We start from the raw sequence: 16,224 nt of genomic DNA, 5'->3' as shown, positions 1-16,224 counted from the left end.
CTTTTTCACCTTTATTATGTATAAGACATAAAACCTCTTATTCTTACCGCCTTTTCCTCAAATACCCCATACTCTCTTCCAGAATGGCGACATGAGCCACTTTCATGACGGCGAAATAGAGACCACCTGCCAGCACGATTCTGACGATAAGCAAAAGCAGAAGAGGACGGATAGGCAGCGTAACGACATAGGTCAGCCCCATCACCACCACCGACGCGAGGAAGAAGGGCGCTACGTCGCGGAGCAATTCGAGTAGGGCAATGCCGGCCAAACGCTTGGCAACACACTGCCATACACCCAACCACACGATATTGAACAAGGAATATACCACGACCATCGCCTGTATACCATAGGGCGACGACACCAATATCAAAATGAGTTGCAAGGCGATTTGCCCCACATTACACCACATCAGAATGTCGGAACGCGAATGACTGATGGCCAAATTTTGATACAATGTATAGAAAGGAAAGAACGCACCGCTCACGCATAGTATCTGTAACAGCGGCACACTGGCCATCCATTTCGCTCCGATCGTGACGACGATAAACTCCCGCGAGACGATGCAAAGCCCGAACATCAACGGGAATGAGAGGAAAGCCGTGAACCGCATCATCTTCCGGAACACGCCTTTAAGCCTGCTCCTATCATCTCCCACCTGCGCAAAAACAGGCTGAGCCACCTGTGCTACGGTGTTCGAGATGAGCGAATAACCCATCGTATCCCACTTATAAGCCTGCGTAAAACTACCCACTGTCTTCGCCGTAAAGAGATGACCGAATATGAATGTGAGAAAGTTATTGCTGATGGTGCCGATCATTGTCGTTATCAATATCTTGTTACTGAAACTGAACATAGAGCGGATAGGGGCAAAATCGAACTCAAAGGTGGGCAACCAGCGTGTATAATACAGCCGGCCTAAATCCAAGACAAGGATGAAGAGAAACTGTTGCCAAGCCAAGCTCCAATAGCCATAACCATTGAAAGCCAACACAATACCTACTGTTCCCGACACCACCAAGGCCACAAATCCCATGATGGCCTTCTCCTTATTCATGAAGTTTCGAATCATATAGGCACTATGAGGAATGCCCAGCGAGGCCAGTACAAAGGTGAGAAAGATGAATCTGGACAACGGTATCAGGCAGGGTTGATGGAAGAAATCGGCTATCAACGGCGCACCGAAAAACAGAATTACATACAGCGTAATGCTCACCGAGACGCCAAACCAAAACACGGAGTTATAGTCGCGATTCCGTATCTTGGGCAGATTGATGAGAGCAGTAGAGAACCCGCTGTCCTGCAAATTGCCTGCGATGGCCGTAAAGATGGTCAACATACCCACGATACCATAATCAGACAAATCAAGCAAACGAGCCAGACAAACACCAATAACAACATTCAACAATTGGGTAGAGCCACTGTTCACGGCTCCCCAAAACAATCCCTTGGCGGTTTTTTCTTTCAATGAACTCATGTAAATCAGTGTTATTTCGAGTCTTGCTTCAAGCTACAAAAGTAGTAAATTCTTTTGAATATTAAAATATTAATGGTACTTTTGCATGAAACCAATACCCGTGTTTAGGGGCGAAAAACAATGGATAAAAAGCGTATCTCAGTGGTGATGTGCACCTATAATGGCGAACTGTTTTTGAAAGAACAGTTAGATACGCTTGTCACCCAAACTCTACTGCCCGACGAGATTATCATTCAAGACGACCATTCCACCGACCGCACCATGGCCATATTGCAAGAATATGCCGCCAACTATCCGTTTATCAAGGTATGTGTGAATGAAGATGGGCAGGGCGTCAACTCCAATTTCTTCGGTGCACTACGCAAAGCCACTGGTGATTTGATTGCTATCTGCGACCAAGACGACCTGTGGGAGCCTACCAAACTTGAGCAACAAGCAGTGGCCATTGGCGACCATTTGCTGTGTAGTTGCTTTTCCAAGCCTTTCTCTGAAGACGGTTCGTTTGCCTCGTTCGATGGCCGTCGTCCCAACACCAGCCTCATCCGATTGCTTTTTGCCAGCCTTCCCGGTCACACCATGCTCATCAATCGTCGCTTGATAGAGCTGTTACCCCAAGATAATCCTATCTATGGCATCTCGCTTTACGATGCCATTCTAGGCATGACGGCAGCCGCTTTCGACAGCATTGTATTTGTAGACAAGGTACTGGTACACCAGCGTCGCTATGCCAATGCGGCCACCTACGTGGCATTCAGTGGCAGTCTACCCACTGTAGGCAATGCCTTTCGCATCCTCAAATGGTCACTCTGCAACTACACAAAGGCCAAACCTCATCTGCAACGCTACTTCCGAGGCCGCCAAGCACTGTTTCGTGAGATTCATCCGAACACTTGGATATACGACGAAGGATGCCGCCTCATTCGCTTACAATTGGGCAACGGGCTGATAGCCTACGCTCGTTTGACCGCTTTTTTCATCCGACATCGCAGCCGATTGTTCCAAACTCCGGGTGGTGGAATCGTAAAATGGCTGCGTGCCCTCCTCTATCCCATCATGCAAATGTACAACTATCGCCTTTGGGTGAAGAAGTAAATTGCCAAAAACAGACTTGAAATGACGAAACAATATAACACGGGCGAGACCGACGAGACCCTACGCCGCGACTATAATCCTGACGGTTCGGTGCTGCGACAGGCACAACTTCGCATGCTCGACATGGCCATCTACCTGCAAGAAACGGCCCAGAAGATAGGCGTGGCATGCCGACTCGACGGCGGAAACATACTCGGTGCGCTGCGCCACGGAGGCTTTATCCCATGGGATGACGATATAGACATGGTGTTGAGCTACAAGGATTACAAGAAACTATGCCGCTATCTGAAGATGCATCCACATCCTCAATACGTGCTACAAGACAACGATACCGACCCCGGATTCTACAAAGAGTGGTCGTGCCTGCGCGACCTGAAGAGCGAAAACCGCAGTACCGCGGCAGCCGGCAGCAAAGACCGGCGCATGCACGAAGCCCAGAAATTCCGCGGACTGCACGTCGACATCTTCCCGTACGAGGGACACATGATTCCATGGTTACAGCATCTGGCCGCCAAGCTGTCGGTCAACACCAACCTCTATCTGGCCGGTTCGCACCCCCGTTTGGCACAGATGACCTATCAGACACTCCATCATGTGGTGTTCCCTGCATTCCGTCTCATCGGTAGGTGCTTTGGAAATCCCGAACTCTACATGCACTCCTACGGCGCATGGTTCTACGAGCAGAACCCTAAGAAATACATGGTGCCGCACAAACCCATCGTCTTCGAGGGGCATACCTTCGAAGGACCGTCCAATCCCGAAGAGCTTTGTCGCATCGCGTATGGCAACTATATGGATCTGCCACCGCGCGATAAACGCGACCGACACCAGATAGACATCGTCTTCTACGACTAAAAACATCTCACGATATGAATATAGCTGTGATTTTTGCCGGTGGTTCCGGCCTGCGCATGCACACCAAATCGCGCCCCAAACAGTTTCTCGATCTCAACGGAAAACCCATCATCATCTATACATTAGAGCTGTTCGACAACCATCCGGAGATTGATGCCATCGTGGTAGCATGTATCGAAAACTGGATACCTTTCCTCGAAAAGCAGCTGCGTAAGTTTGAAATCAACAAGGTGGTCAAGGTGGTTCCCGGCGGCCAGACGGGACAGGCGTCCATCTACAACGGCCTGAAAGCAGCTCAGGAGATAGCCCAAGCCGACGCCACGGTGCTCATCCACGACGGCGTGCGCCCCCTGATTACCGAGCAGACTATCACCGACAACCTGCGCAAAGTAGAGGAATGCGGCAGTTGCATCACGTGCATCCCGGCCACAGAAACCTTTATCGTGCGCCAGCCCGATGGATCCTTGGAGATTCCCTCGCGCTCCGATTCGCTCATAGCACGCGCACCTCAGAGTTTCAAACTGTCTGACATTCTCTCCGCCCACGAACGGGCTATCGCCGAGGGGCTGCACGATTTCATCGACTCATGCACCATGATGAGCCACTATGGCTACAAGCTAGGCACCGTCATCGGTCCCATGGAGAATATCAAGATTACCACCCCGACCGACTTCTTCGTGTTCCGGGCGATGGTGAAGGTACACGAGGACCAACAAATATTCGGACTCTAAACGATGAACAACGTCCAGAAAGAAGACTTTCTCCGCTTTGCCGCCCACTTTGACGGTAGCGCATTGCGAGGCAGCCGAATCATGGTGACCGGTGCCACCGGACTCCTTGGCTCGTGCATGGTACGCTGTCTGCAGGCTCTCAACGAGCAACAACAGCTCCATATCAGCATCATCAGCGTGGTGAGAAACCTAGAAAAAGCCACCCAGCTGCTCGGTGCGGCCACGCCACAGCATCAATATTATGTCTACGACTTCGCCGCTTCGCTGCCCTTCCTGCCCGACGAGGCACCCACACATATCATCCATTTCGCTGCTCCCACGGCCTCGCGCTACTTCGTGGAACATCCCGCGGAGACCTTTACGACCGTCCTCGACGGTACACGCACGCTGCTTGAGTATGCCCGAAGACATGCCGTGCAGTCGGTGGTCTATGCATCTACGCTCGAAGTCTACGGCACGGTGTACGACGATTCCACACCGCTGACCGAAGACCGGCAGGGATTCTTAGACCCTATGGACACGCGCAGCAGCTACCCCATGGCCAAGCGCGCGGCCGAATGCCTATGCCATGCCTATGCCGCCGAGTATGGACTGCCTGTCAGGATAGCCCGACTGGCACAGACGTTTGGAGCCGGTGTGGCAGCCGACGACAACCGGGTGTTTGCCCAGTTTGCCCGCGCCATCATCGACAGTCGCGACATTGAACTGCACACCACGGGCGAATTGAGCCGCTGCTACTGCTACACGACGGACGCCATGGCTGCCATGCTCTGTCTTGCGACACAAGGAGAAAGCGGTCGGGCTTACAACATAGCCAACGAAGAGACCTATATTTCTATCGTCGACATGGCTCGCATGCTCTGCCACGAGTTCAATCCTATCGTGCAAGTAGTCGTCAACCTGACCGAGGGAATGGGCTACTCGCCCACCACTAAGCTGCGATTGGACACCGGGCGCATGCAGGCCTTGGGCTGGAAACCGGCTTACGGCATGCGCGAAATGTTCGCCCGACTGATAGAATCCATCAAACAAGACCAGCAATGACCTTTATATTTGCTTTGTAGAGATGGTGTGTACACCAATCTCATACACCATAAAACCCAACCTATCCCTCCCCAAAGAGGAAGGAAGAACAAAGAACCCATGAACTCAAAAATTCATGAACTTAATTCCCAACCCATAACTTATCAACTCAATACAACATTCTTCCCCTTGAGAAAGAGCTAAGATGGGAGTTGTTTTTTGCACCCTTTTGCTTGTGAGACGGAAAACTTTCCGTCTCTATAGGAGCCTCTCCCCGGGCATTATCTCCCTCGTTTTCTATCGCACCGGTTGAGTCGACTGCGACTACTCGGTCGATGACCGATGGTTCTCCAAAAGAAGAGGGAGAAAGAGATGAGCCTTTTCGATTCCACAACTTAAAACTTATAAACTCAAAAACTTAAATACTAAAACCTAAACTCGTCTACTTGTCAACTTAAAACCATCTCCCTCCCCTTTTGGGGAGGGTTGGGGTGGGGCTGTAGATGGTTGGAGAGGGGCTTTTGCAGTGCCTCCCCAGTCTTTCTGCCTCGGTTCTTCAGCAACGCTGTCCGGGCTTTGCAGCAATATTGCCTCGCCTTTGCAGCAAATTGAGTTCATAAGTTTTTGAGTTTATTAGTTATTCATTCCACAAGAGAATAAGACTAAATGTGTATCAACAAGTAGCTTGGTCATCATCACAAAAAAAGTCGTTTACTTGCTTATCTTATTGATTTACACTACCTTTGCATCGGATAACTCACATCCCAGATGATCCATATAACCAATTAAAACGGATGAAGAAATTATATATAGAAACCTACGGCTGTCAGATGAACGTTGCTGATAGCGAGGTAGTAGCCTCTGTAATGCAGATGGCAGGATACGAAATCTGCGAGAAAGAAGACGAAGCAGACGCTGTATTCATGAACACTTGCAGCATCAGAGAGAATGCGGAGAACAAGATTTACAACCGATTAGAAACATTACATGCCGAACAAAAGAAAGGCAGACAACTGATTTTGGGCGTATTGGGCTGTATGGCTGAACGCGTGAGAGACAACTTAATCAACAATCACCATGCCGATTTGGTATGCGGCCCCGACAGTTATCTGAACCTGCCCGATATGATTGCGCAAGTAGAGACAGGTCATAAGGCCATGAACATCGAGCTTTCAAAGACCGAGACCTATCGCGATGTGGTGCCACAACGTATCGGTGGAAACCATGTGAGTGGCTTTGTGAGCATCATGCGTGGCTGCAATAACTTCTGCCACTACTGTATTGTGCCCTTCACCCGTGGCCGTGAACGCTCGCGAGATGTAGAAAGCATCTTGAAAGAAGTGCGCGACCTACACGACAAGGGATTCAAAGAAGTAACACTACTCGGACAGAATGTGAACAGCTACGGACTGTCGCCATCGGGCAAACGCGAAGAAGGCAGCACCTCGTTCGCCCAACTATTGAGGACAGTAGCGCAATCGGTACCCGACATGCGCGTACGTTTCACCACCTCAAATCCCGAAGACATGAGCGAAGACATCCTGTATGCCATCGCCGAAGAGCCCAACCTATGCCGGCATATCCACTTCCCGGCACAGAGTGGAAGCAACAGTCAGCTCAAACTGATGAACCGCAAATACACCCGCGAAGAGTATCTGAAGATGATAGACAATATCCGTCGCATCATCCCCGGATGCGGTATCACCACCGATATATTCATCGGCTACCACAACGAGAGCCGTGCCGACTTTGAAGAGACGTTATCGTTGGTACGCGAGGTAGGCTTCGACTCGGCCTTCATGTTCAAATACAGCGAGCGTCCGGGTACTTATGCGTCCAAACATTTACCCGACAACGTGCCGGAAGAAGAAAAGATTGCCCGCTTGAACGAGTTGATACAATTGCAAACAGAGGTCAGTGCCGAGCAGAATAAAAAGGATGAAGGCAAGGAATTTACAGTACTTGTAGAGGGATTCAGCAAACGCAGTCGCCAGCAATTGATGGGTAGAACCGAACAAAACAAGGCTGTCATCTTCGATAAAGGCAACCATCATATCGGTGAATTCGTGAAAGTGAGAATCACCGGAAGCACGAGTGCCACACTGTTTGGAGAAGAAGTGTAAGTTCAACGCCAACAAAAACACCTATAAAAAGCAGTGTCGAACAGTAGAGACGGAGTGTACTCCGTCTCCCTATAGCCAGTCTACCAATCATCGGTATGAGACCTTGCGAGACAGACTACATGCCATCTCTAGTGCTAGCATTTATCATTCTTGCTACATCCCTATTGTGCATTGCCTCACAATGATAAATCCCTCGCATTGTATGGAATATCAAAACTTTTGTGTAAGTTTGCAAGGAAGACGAATAAAAAGGAGGTTTTATGCAGGCACAAGTTCCACTCAACAATCTATTAGATTATATCAATTCATTTTCACTAAGCTATAGTAATAAGCAGTGACTTGGAGAAAGGCTCATCGAAGAAGCTAGAAAAGAAAGGAATAATATGGCAAAGCAGACTGAAAGATATAAACTTTTCAAACAGTTGGCAGGTGTTTGGGAGAATGATCCGAGTATGGATACTATCGAAGAAACCATTGCCGAAGGTAGAAAAGCCGATTACGAACGCGAAATACTTCCTTTAAATGACTAGACGGAAATATTTGCTTGATACAAATATCTGCATTTCTTATTTCAAGAATAAATATCATATTCCTGAAAAGATAGAAAGTGTGGGTATTGAGAATTGCTATATCTCAGAAATAACAGTGGCCGAGTTGCTATATGGTGCTGCCGTTGGTAAGAATCCACGCAATAGAGATGAGATTTCATCGCTTGTTAAAGTCTTCGACGTCTTACCTATCTATGACTGCTTGGAGGTCTTTGCTGAAACAAAAGCTTTACTAAGGGAGCAAGGGAATCTGATAGACAATTTTGATTTATTGATAGGTTCTACGGCCATCATCAATCAATGTGTGATGGTAACAGAGAATACTAAACATTTGGAAAGAATCCCAAATCTCCAAATAGAGAATTGGATTGACCGAGAATAAATGAAAGAATTCTTCAAGATATTACAACGATTTGTGCCGCCATACAAGCGGTATTTGATACTATCGGTGATGTTTAACATCCTCTCGACAGTACTAAATATCTTCTCGTTTGCCGCATTAATCCCGATATTACAGATTCTCTTTAATACCGGAGATACCACAAAAGTAACGGCATTGATGGCATGGGACGACGCTTCAGCAAAAGAAGTACTGAGCAATAATGTCAACTATTACGTGCAATCGATGATAGGCGATATGGGTGCAACGACGACATTGCTCATCATCGGACTGTTTTTGGCACTCATGACATTCCTGAAAACAGGGGCATATTTCCTATCGTCGGCCACCATTATACCCATCAGAACCGGTATAGTACGCGATATACGCAATCAACTTTACCGTAAAATAAATGCCCTTTCACTCTCTTTCTTCTCAGAAGAACGTAAAGGTGACATCATTGCCCGTATGAGTGGAGACGTGCAGGAAATTGAAAGTTCCATCATGTCGAGCCTTGATATGCTCTTCAAAAACCCAATCCTCATCATCGCTTACTTTGCTACGTTGGTTGTTATAAGTTGGCAATTGACCCTGTTTACAGTCATCTTCGTCCCCTTGTTCGGCTGGTTGATGGGCTATGTAGGGCGCAAACTGAAAGCCAAAAGTATCAAAGCACAGGCTTTATGGAGCGATACGATGAGTCAAGTAGAGGAAACTCTCGGCGGATTACGCATCATCAAGGCCTTCTGTGCAGAAGAGAAGATGAACCAACGGTTCGACCGTATCAACTCGGAATACCGCGATAACATCATGAAAGTAAATATCCGACAGCAGATGGCACATCCCATGAGCGAGTTCTTAGGGACGGTTATGATAGTCATTGTGCTTTGGTTTGGCGGTATACTAGTACTAAACAACCAGACTATCAGCGGTCCGACGTTCATCTACTACCTCGTAATACTCTACTCAATCATTAATCCTTTGAAGGAATTTTCAAAGGCCGGATACAACATTCCGAAAGGTTTGGCATCGATGGAGCGTGTAGATAAAATTCTACTAGCAGAGATTTCCATCAAAGAGACAGACCATCCGAAGCATATCAGTAGCTTCAAACATCAGATAGAATTCCGCCATGTATCGTTCAAATATGCCGAGAAATGGGTGCTACGCGACATCAATCTCGTGATAGAGAAGGGTAAAACAGTAGCTTTGGTGGGTCAAAGTGGTAGCGGAAAATCTACCCTTGTCGACCTCATTCCGCGTTACTACGATGTTCAAGAAGGCGAAGTACTCATCGACGGAGTCAATGTTCGCGACCTAGGAATCCACGATTTACGACAATTGATAGGCAATGTGAACCAAGAAGCAATACTCTTCAACGACACGTTCTTCAACAACATATCCTTCGGAACCGACAATGCTACGCCTGAACAAGTAGAACAAGCAGCGCGAATAGCGAATGCCCACGAGTTCATTATGCAGTCGGAGAACGGCTATAATACATCCATCGGCGACCGTGGAGGACGACTGTCGGGCGGTCAACGACAGCGTGTAAGCATTGCACGAGCTATCTTAAAGAATCCACCCATTCTTATTCTGGACGAAGCAACAAGTGCTCTTGATACCGAAAGTGAACGTCTGGTACAAGACGCATTGGAACACTTGATGAGCACACGTACCACGATTGCTGTGGCACACCGCCTCTCTACCATCAAACATGCAGACGAAATATGCGTGTTGCACGACGGAAGTATCGTGGAACGTGGCACGCATGACGAGCTGATAGAGAAAGACGGATACTACAAGAAACTGAACGAAATGCAGAAATAAGGGGACTTCCCCACTCTTATCGCTAAGAAAGAGAGAGTAAATAAGACTATACTGAGAATACAAACATGACGAGACTAAACTGTCAAACGACGAATTCTGCGTCCCAACTCCAACACGAAGAGCAGCTGGGATTTTGGAGGAAATTGGCTTTTGGTGTCTTTTACACCCTCTCGCTCCTACCCTTCCGCGTTCTTTATTGTATCTCCGATATAGCCTATCTACTTGTATACAGACTATTGAGATACCGTCGTGAAATCGTTAGAAAGAATCTGTCGACTGCTTTCCCCGACAAAAATGAGGCAGAGATAGCACACATCGAAAGAAGATTTTACCACTGGTTTTGCGATTATACACTCGAAGCCATCAAGTTGCTAAGCATCAGTGACACGGAATTGAAGCATCGATTCACCATCCAAAACTCCCAAGAAATCATCGAATGTTTCGATAACGGACAATCGGTAGCAGCCATCCTAGGGCATTATTGTAACTGGGAATGGCTCTCATGTGTGGGTATGGAATTACCAAAAGAGAGCCGTTGCGGACTCGTCTACCACCCTCTTAGCAATCATTTTTTTGACGAATTGTTCCGCCGCATACGTTCGTCACAAGCTAATGGAGTTCCCATTCCCAAACAAGATACACTCCGATACCTACTCGCCTACAAGCAACAAGGCATCAACTCGTTCTTCGGTTATATATCAGACCAAACCCCAAAATGGGAGAATATCCACCTTTGGTTGCCTTTTCTCAATCACGATACACCCGTATTTACCGGTAGTGAACGCCTCATGAGGAAGCTAAACAATGCCGTTTATTACGTAGAGATGAGCCGACCACGTCGCGGTTACTACACTTGTACGTATCATCTCATTACCAAAATGCCCAATGAGCTGCCCGAACACGAGATTACCCGCCGTTTCTTCGAGTTGTTAGAACAGACTATTCGACGCAATCCCGAATACTATTTATGGAGCCATAACCGATGGAAACGTACGCACGAAGAATACAATAAAAGAATGGAAGGCAAGCAAGCATGATGTTGTTAAATCCTACATACGAATATCTGAGAAGCTACATTGAGCGTATTCCATCTCGTTTCGAAGCCGAGGGTACTACCATATATCACCTCCGCAATGAGATAAAAGTGATGGAAACACCCGACGGCCAGAAGCTGAATGTGAAACGATACCATGTACCCAATGGACTGAACCGATTGATATATTCATGCGGATTGCGTAAACCCAAGGGACAGAGAGCCTTTGAATACCCTGCCATACTCTTGCGCAACGGTATCAACAGTCCCACACCTATCGCATATATAGAGGAACGACAGGCCGGATTATTGGGATATACGTACTTCATTAGTGAGCAATGCGACTATCCACATACGCTCTATGATATGGGGAATGCTACTCCTGAACTATACGAACCCATAGCTAAAGCACTTGCACATCTAGCTGCCAGCATGCACAACAAGAACATCATGCACCTTGATTTCACTCCCGGCAATATACTGTGGAAGCATGATGAGGATGGATTCAAGTTCTCATTGGTAGACACCAATCGCATGTACTTTGGCCCGGTAAGTATCAATAAGGGTATCAACAACCTTAAACGAATGTGGGGACCCAAAGCTTTTTTCATATTATTGATGCAACATTATGCCGAAGAACGGGGCATCATACCACAAGAAGTCGTTGACAGAGCGTTGAAACTGCGCCGTCGCTTTTGGATAAACTATCAACGTAAACACAACATTCCTTTTAAACTTGAACTATGAAAAAGAAACGATTATGCTACATATCGCGCAATTATCGAGGCGTTAATGGCTCTGGTAATAAAGCCAAAACCGATAACGAGGAGACGCTTAGGGGCTTACAGGCACATAATCTAGGCCTGCCAACAACCTATTATAACAGTAAGATACTGACATTTTTTCTCGATTTGGCCGGCATTCTAAAGACGATATGCACGATACGACGTGGAGATTTAATCGTACTTCAATACCCTATCAAGAAATATTTTGCATTTATTTGCCGATTTGCAAAGTTGCGTGGCGCCTCAACCATAGCCTTAATTCATGATCTCGGTTCCATGCGTAGGAAGCGACTTGGCGTAAAACAAGAGATAGATCGACTAATGTGCGCTGACTATGTAATCGCTTCTAACGAGACAATGAAGCAATGGCTCCACACGAAAGGATATAAACACCCATTGGGTTCGCTAAGTCTCTTCGATTATCGAAGTCATACTATCCATCAGAAACAAACAACCTTGACCGATTATCCACGCGTTATATATGCCGGAGCATTAGCCGAACGGAAGAACAGCTTCCTACGATTAATGTCGCAACAAGCACAAAACTATCAATTGGTAATCTATGGTAACAAGAACGGATTGCCCGGATTAGCAGACAGTAAGCACGTCAAGATAGAGGGATTTATGGCCTCCGAAGACTTCATAGAGCATGTAGACGGACATTTCGGACTCGTTTGGGATGGTGCAGATACTCGTACTTGCAGCGGAGCTTTCGGCGAATACCTCCGTTGGAACAGCCCTCATAAGGTCTCATTTTATCTCCGTGCCGGTCTTCCCATTATCATTTGGCGACAAGCAGCCCTTGCAAACGTCGTCCAAGAGGAAGGTATCGGAATCTGTATAGATTCTCTCGAAGAGCTTAACGACATACTCCCAAGCATTACAGCTGTGCAATACGACGAGATGAAGAAGCAAGTATATCGGGTAAGCGAGCAGCTTCGGAACGGTCATTACTTCACAAAGGCATTGCAAGAAGCCATCAATCAATTGACAAAGTAGGCGTATGACTGAAATAAAAAAGATTATTGCCGTAGTCGTAACATACAATCGTATAGAACTACTCCAGCGCGGTATAGCCTCGCTTCGCCAACAACAAGGCCTTTCAAAAGTCATTGTTGTCGACAATGGGTGTACAGATGGAACCTGCGAATGGCTTGATGAGCAAACCGATTTAACTGTCATACACCAAGAGAATGTGGGCGGAAGTGGCGGATTCTATACCGGTATCCAGCGAGCTTATACCGATGGAGCCGATTGGATATGGTGTATGGACGACGATGTCTTCCCACGCCCCGACTGCTTAATACAATTATTGAAATACATAGAGCAACCCAGTATCGGCATACTCTCGCCCCGACGACTACTCGACGGACAAGTGTTTACACATGAATTTCAAAAATTCGACTTCACCAATCCATTAGCTTCCATGCACGGACGAAAACTAGCCAAACAGCAAATAAGCCAAGCCACAGAGATTGTTGGAGCCGACTTCGAAGGTCCACTCATCAATCGCACGGTCGTAGAGAGAATTGGTTTACCCAACAAAGAGTTGTTTATCTTCTGCGATGACACCGACTATTGCCTACGAACCCATCTATCCGGCTTCCGTTTACAGTATATTCCGGATGCCTTGATGGACAAACATAAGTTCTTCAATGATGATACATGGGTCACACGTAATCAAAAAAAGAAGTGGAAACGATATTACCAAATACGCAACGAGGCCTATCTGAACCATCATTATGGCCGTAATTGGGGCGTTCGCTACCTACGTAGCTTCATTGGAATGATTGGTTATATCATTCCCGCTCTGTTTACCATGCCCTTCTCAAAGGCGTGGCAATGGAAAGACTTACCCATGTTGTGGCAGGCCTATAGCGATGGTATCCACGAGAGATTAGGTAAAAGATAGGCTCTACATCCTGATAACATCCCGTCCTTCATAGAAGTCTTGAATGACACGGATAATAGCTTCAGATGTGTTCACGTCTATATAAGATTCATTACGCGACGACTTGATGGATTTGATAAACGATAATATCTCGTATCTAATGCCTTCGCCATCCAGTTGATAGAAGTAACGTTTATTCTCAGCAGGGTTCTCATACCTCACTTCAAAGTAATCTGTCTTCCACCATGGAGCCGGAACATAGATGTAACCTTTTGTTCCCGACACGACGAGTTCGCCTTCCGACTTCACTCCTTGTCCTACTTTCAACGAGGCTACAGCATGCGGATAGACAAAAGAAACCTTGGTAAAGGCATCAAAGAACAACTCTTCATCCAGCAGATGTGTAACGATTTGCTTACTTATATAGTCTGTCCCTAGCAATTGGAAGATGGGTAATAGAGCCGTAGGTCCCCATGCGCAAATGCTATTCCATGGACATGGACCATTCCCTTCGCGCATTCTTTCCATGTCTTGCAGGCTTGTACAAGTGGCATCCACCGAAACTACCTTCCCAATTGCCCCACTCTTAGCCAATAAACAAAGTCGGTCATAGGCCATAGAATAAGCAGTCTTCAATCCATCGGCAAGCACCAATCCCTTGTCCTTTGCCATCTGCTGCAATTCACACCATTGCTCTACCTTGATAGTTATTGGAGTTTCGCACAACACATGTTTTCCTTTTCCGAGGGCACGGTATATATGTTCATAGTGCATTTCGGGCTTTGAAATCACGTATATGGCATCAGAAACATTCAATAATTCATCTAGCTGGTCTGTCACACAAGGCAGTTGATGAAGTCGTTCAGCCAACAAGCTGCCATTATTCGTACACACACCACTGATAGTAACACCATTCACATAGTGACTTTCGTTCTCAAATTTGTTTAGAATGGCCGAGTCGCCCACCAAACCTATTCTTATATCGCGCTGTTCACAACGCAATTCAGAACTTGAGATACCCTCTGTACGGTCAAGATACACGACCTCACAGAACTCTTTTAAGTAATCAAACTTACCTTTCCAATCCGACCCAACCGTGAATACATCCACATTCAAACGACGAATATCATCGATTTTCTGCCCTATATATTCCTCTACGACAATCTCATCGGCCAATCCTGTATCACGCACATTATTAATACGCTCTATCAAAGATTGCTGTACGTTGATTTTACCACGCGACCTATCGAAAGTGTCAGCAGTCACTCCGACTATCAAATAATCGCCTAATGCCTTGGCACGTTGTAATAGTTTGATGTGCCCATGGTGCAGAAGGTCGTATGTTCCGTAAGTAATTACCTTTTTCATAATATTCCTCTGGTATGCAAGTCGTTCAAAGCATCTATCAGAACCGTATTGTCCTCCACAGTCAAGGCACCAATATGACCTACGCGAAACACTTTATCGCGCAAGTCTCCACCATTCGGACATACCCATAGATGGTACTCATCTTTGAGACAAACAAATATATCATAAGCCGAAGCATGCAATGGATGAAGCGAAGTGACGGCATTCGAAGGAGATTCAGCAAACAATTCAAGCGGCAGATGACGGATACGTTGCCTGAAGTCTTCTGCCAACAAGCGGGTTCGTTCTATCTCTATGGCGTCGCCACCTGCCTCTGCTATTTCATGAAGTCGGGCATTTATCTGCCGTAAGATTCCGACGGCAGGAGTGAAAGGAGTCTGACCTCGCTCTGCATTCTTCAGTGCATCCTTCAGGTCAAAGTACATACTTCTTACCTTATTTCCCTCTACACGTGCCAAAGCCCTTTCGCCTAGAACCACCACAGAGATACCCGGTGCACACGCTAAAGCTTTCTGCGAACCAGTAATCATCACATCTACATGCAGTGACGCCATATCAAACGGGTCGGCCAAGAATGAGCTTATGGCATCAACCACAAGCAAAAGATCTTGCTCTTGACAAAAGCGACTAATCAAATCTATATCATAATGTACACCCGTAGAGGTCTCTCCCACATTGACTAAGAGCGCAGTAAAACCTTGACCGGCAAATGGTTGAAGCATCAATTCGGTCAACTGCTTACCCATAGGTAGCTTTATCTCGGTGTAATTCAGGCCATGAATATCGCAAAGTTGTACGAAGCGATGGCCGAAGCTACCACCATTGACAACCAAAACACGATCAGCCGGAGTCAGCACATTCATCACTGTAGCTTCCATTGCAGCCGTTCCAGAACCGGTCAAGAACAATACTCTTGCAGAATCTTCGGCATGCGCAAACTGCTTGATAAGCCTCTCACTATCAAATGTCAGCTCCGAGAACTCGGGGGTACGAAAATATGGCACCTGCTCTCCGCCTATTTGTCGAACCGCCTCTGACGACATGACCGGTCCAACTGTAAAATTCAGCAAATTCTTTAGCTCTTTCATA

Annotated in this window: 15 protein-coding genes; 12 read left to right on the top strand and 3 right to left on the bottom strand. The window is 46.8% G+C overall.

The window, feature by feature from the left end:
* Positions 1-43: 43 nt before the first annotated feature.
* Positions 44-1,477, bottom strand: a complete 1,434-nt coding sequence (locus HMPREF0671_RS03940) for a lipopolysaccharide biosynthesis protein (RefSeq protein WP_036896849.1) — start codon at positions 1,475-1,477, stop codon at positions 44-46.
* Positions 1,478-1,597: 120 nt separating this feature from the next.
* On the opposite strand from HMPREF0671_RS03940, the gene HMPREF0671_RS03935 reads away from it, so the two are divergent.
* The 12 genes from HMPREF0671_RS03935 to HMPREF0671_RS03885 all read left to right on the top strand — a co-directional run bounded on the left by HMPREF0671_RS03935 (position 1,598) and on the right by HMPREF0671_RS03885 (position 13,788).
* Entirely contained in the window at positions 1,598-2,569 is a 972-nt protein-coding gene (locus HMPREF0671_RS03935) for a glycosyltransferase (RefSeq protein WP_036896848.1), read from the top strand.
* Between the two features lie 21 nt (positions 2,570-2,590).
* On the top strand, positions 2,591-3,424 hold the full coding sequence (locus tag HMPREF0671_RS03930) for a phosphorylcholine transferase LicD (RefSeq protein WP_036896846.1): 834 nt from the start codon (positions 2,591-2,593) through the stop codon (positions 3,422-3,424).
* 14 nt (positions 3,425-3,438) lie between these two features.
* Complete coding sequence (locus HMPREF0671_RS03925; RefSeq protein WP_036896843.1) at positions 3,439-4,155, top strand: 2-C-methyl-D-erythritol 4-phosphate cytidylyltransferase; 717 nt, start codon at positions 3,439-3,441, stop codon at positions 4,153-4,155.
* Between the two features lie 3 nt (positions 4,156-4,158).
* Positions 4,159-5,199, top strand: coding sequence for an NAD(P)-dependent oxidoreductase (locus tag HMPREF0671_RS03920; protein ID WP_036896841.1), 1,041 nt, complete (start codon positions 4,159-4,161; stop codon positions 5,197-5,199).
* A gap of 773 nt (positions 5,200-5,972) precedes the next feature.
* A complete protein-coding gene (miaB, locus tag HMPREF0671_RS03915; protein ID WP_036896839.1) occupies positions 5,973-7,301 on the top strand; it encodes a tRNA (N6-isopentenyl adenosine(37)-C2)-methylthiotransferase MiaB in 1,329 nt (442 codons plus the stop codon).
* A gap of 383 nt (positions 7,302-7,684) precedes the next feature.
* The gene (locus tag HMPREF0671_RS12190) at positions 7,685-7,831 is read left to right on the top strand and encodes a hypothetical protein (RefSeq protein ID WP_156431034.1); all 147 of its coding nucleotides are present in this window, start codon (positions 7,685-7,687) and stop codon (positions 7,829-7,831) included.
* Positions 7,824-8,231, top strand: coding sequence for a type II toxin-antitoxin system VapC family toxin (locus HMPREF0671_RS03910; RefSeq protein ID WP_036896837.1), 408 nt, complete (start codon positions 7,824-7,826; stop codon positions 8,229-8,231). Before HMPREF0671_RS12190 ends, HMPREF0671_RS03910 begins: the two co-directional genes overlap by 8 nt.
* Positions 8,232-10,058 (top strand): ABC transporter ATP-binding protein, encoded by a 1,827-nt coding sequence (locus HMPREF0671_RS03905; protein ID WP_036896835.1) that lies wholly within the window; start codon positions 8,232-8,234, stop codon positions 10,056-10,058. It abuts the gene before it with no gap.
* Between the two features lie 65 nt (positions 10,059-10,123).
* Positions 10,124-11,095: a lysophospholipid acyltransferase family protein gene (locus tag HMPREF0671_RS03900; protein WP_084589718.1), complete on the top strand. Its 972-nt coding sequence runs from the start codon at positions 10,124-10,126 to the stop codon at positions 11,093-11,095.
* On the top strand, positions 11,092-11,838 hold the full coding sequence (locus HMPREF0671_RS03895) for a lipopolysaccharide kinase InaA family protein (protein WP_036896833.1): 747 nt from the start codon (positions 11,092-11,094) through the stop codon (positions 11,836-11,838). Before HMPREF0671_RS03900 ends, HMPREF0671_RS03895 begins: the two co-directional genes overlap by 4 nt.
* On the top strand, positions 11,835-12,875 hold the full coding sequence (locus HMPREF0671_RS03890) for a galactofuranosyltransferase (protein ID WP_036896831.1): 1,041 nt from the start codon (positions 11,835-11,837) through the stop codon (positions 12,873-12,875). Before HMPREF0671_RS03895 ends, HMPREF0671_RS03890 begins: the two co-directional genes overlap by 4 nt.
* Positions 12,876-12,879: 4 nt before the next feature.
* The gene (locus HMPREF0671_RS03885) at positions 12,880-13,788 is read left to right on the top strand and encodes a glycosyltransferase family 2 protein (RefSeq protein WP_036896829.1); all 909 of its coding nucleotides are present in this window, start codon (positions 12,880-12,882) and stop codon (positions 13,786-13,788) included.
* A 3-nt stretch (positions 13,789-13,791) separates the two neighbouring features.
* On the opposite strand, the gene HMPREF0671_RS03880 is transcribed toward HMPREF0671_RS03885, so the two are convergent.
* Positions 13,792-15,135: a Gfo/Idh/MocA family oxidoreductase gene (locus HMPREF0671_RS03880; RefSeq protein WP_036896826.1), complete on the bottom strand. Its 1,344-nt coding sequence runs from the start codon at positions 15,133-15,135 to the stop codon at positions 13,792-13,794.
* Complete coding sequence (locus HMPREF0671_RS03875; RefSeq protein WP_036896884.1) at positions 15,132-16,223, bottom strand: alanine--glyoxylate aminotransferase family protein; 1,092 nt, start codon at positions 16,221-16,223, stop codon at positions 15,132-15,134. The genes HMPREF0671_RS03880 and HMPREF0671_RS03875 overlap by 4 nt, the downstream gene beginning before the upstream one ends.
* Position 16,224 lies beyond the last annotated feature (1 nt).

It is taken from the genome of Prevotella sp. S7 MS 2 (assembly GCF_000762865.1).
GTDB lineage: Bacteria > Bacteroidota > Bacteroidia > Bacteroidales > Bacteroidaceae > Prevotella.
Note: the sequence above shows the minus strand (reverse complement) of the source record. Positions and strands in the feature narration are given on the sequence as shown.

Bases quoted from the DNA above. Each gene is read 5' to 3' on its own strand.
- HMPREF0671_RS03940 (WP_036896849.1), bottom strand. From the start codon at position 1,477: ATGAGTTCATTGAAAGAAAAAACCGCCAAGGGATTGTTTTGGGGAGCC.
- HMPREF0671_RS03905 (WP_036896835.1), top strand. From the start codon at position 8,232: ATGAAAGAATTCTTCAAGATATTACAACGATTTGTGCCGCCATACAAG.
- HMPREF0671_RS03875 (WP_036896884.1), bottom strand. From the start codon at position 16,223: ATGAAAGAGCTAAAGAATTTGCTGAATTTTACAGTTGGACCGGTCATG.
- HMPREF0671_RS03925 (WP_036896843.1), top strand. From the start codon at position 3,439: ATGAATATAGCTGTGATTTTTGCCGGTGGTTCCGGCCTGCGCATGCAC.
- HMPREF0671_RS03900 (WP_084589718.1), top strand. From the start codon at position 10,124: ATGACGAGACTAAACTGTCAAACGACGAATTCTGCGTCCCAACTCCAA.
- HMPREF0671_RS03880 (WP_036896826.1), bottom strand. From the start codon at position 15,135: ATGAAAAAGGTAATTACTTACGGAACATACGACCTTCTGCACCATGGG.
- HMPREF0671_RS03885 (WP_036896829.1), top strand. From the start codon at position 12,880: ATGACTGAAATAAAAAAGATTATTGCCGTAGTCGTAACATACAATCGT.
- HMPREF0671_RS03910 (WP_036896837.1), top strand. From the start codon at position 7,824: ATGACTAGACGGAAATATTTGCTTGATACAAATATCTGCATTTCTTAT.
- HMPREF0671_RS03930 (WP_036896846.1), top strand. From the start codon at position 2,591: ATGACGAAACAATATAACACGGGCGAGACCGACGAGACCCTACGCCGC.
- HMPREF0671_RS03890 (WP_036896831.1), top strand. From the start codon at position 11,835: ATGAAAAAGAAACGATTATGCTACATATCGCGCAATTATCGAGGCGTT.
- HMPREF0671_RS03895 (WP_036896833.1), top strand. From the start codon at position 11,092: ATGATGTTGTTAAATCCTACATACGAATATCTGAGAAGCTACATTGAG.
- HMPREF0671_RS12190 (WP_156431034.1), top strand. From the start codon at position 7,685: ATGGCAAAGCAGACTGAAAGATATAAACTTTTCAAACAGTTGGCAGGT.
- miaB (WP_036896839.1), top strand. From the start codon at position 5,973: ATGAAGAAATTATATATAGAAACCTACGGCTGTCAGATGAACGTTGCT.
- HMPREF0671_RS03935 (WP_036896848.1), top strand. From the start codon at position 1,598: ATGGATAAAAAGCGTATCTCAGTGGTGATGTGCACCTATAATGGCGAA.
- HMPREF0671_RS03920 (WP_036896841.1), top strand. From the start codon at position 4,159: ATGAACAACGTCCAGAAAGAAGACTTTCTCCGCTTTGCCGCCCACTTT.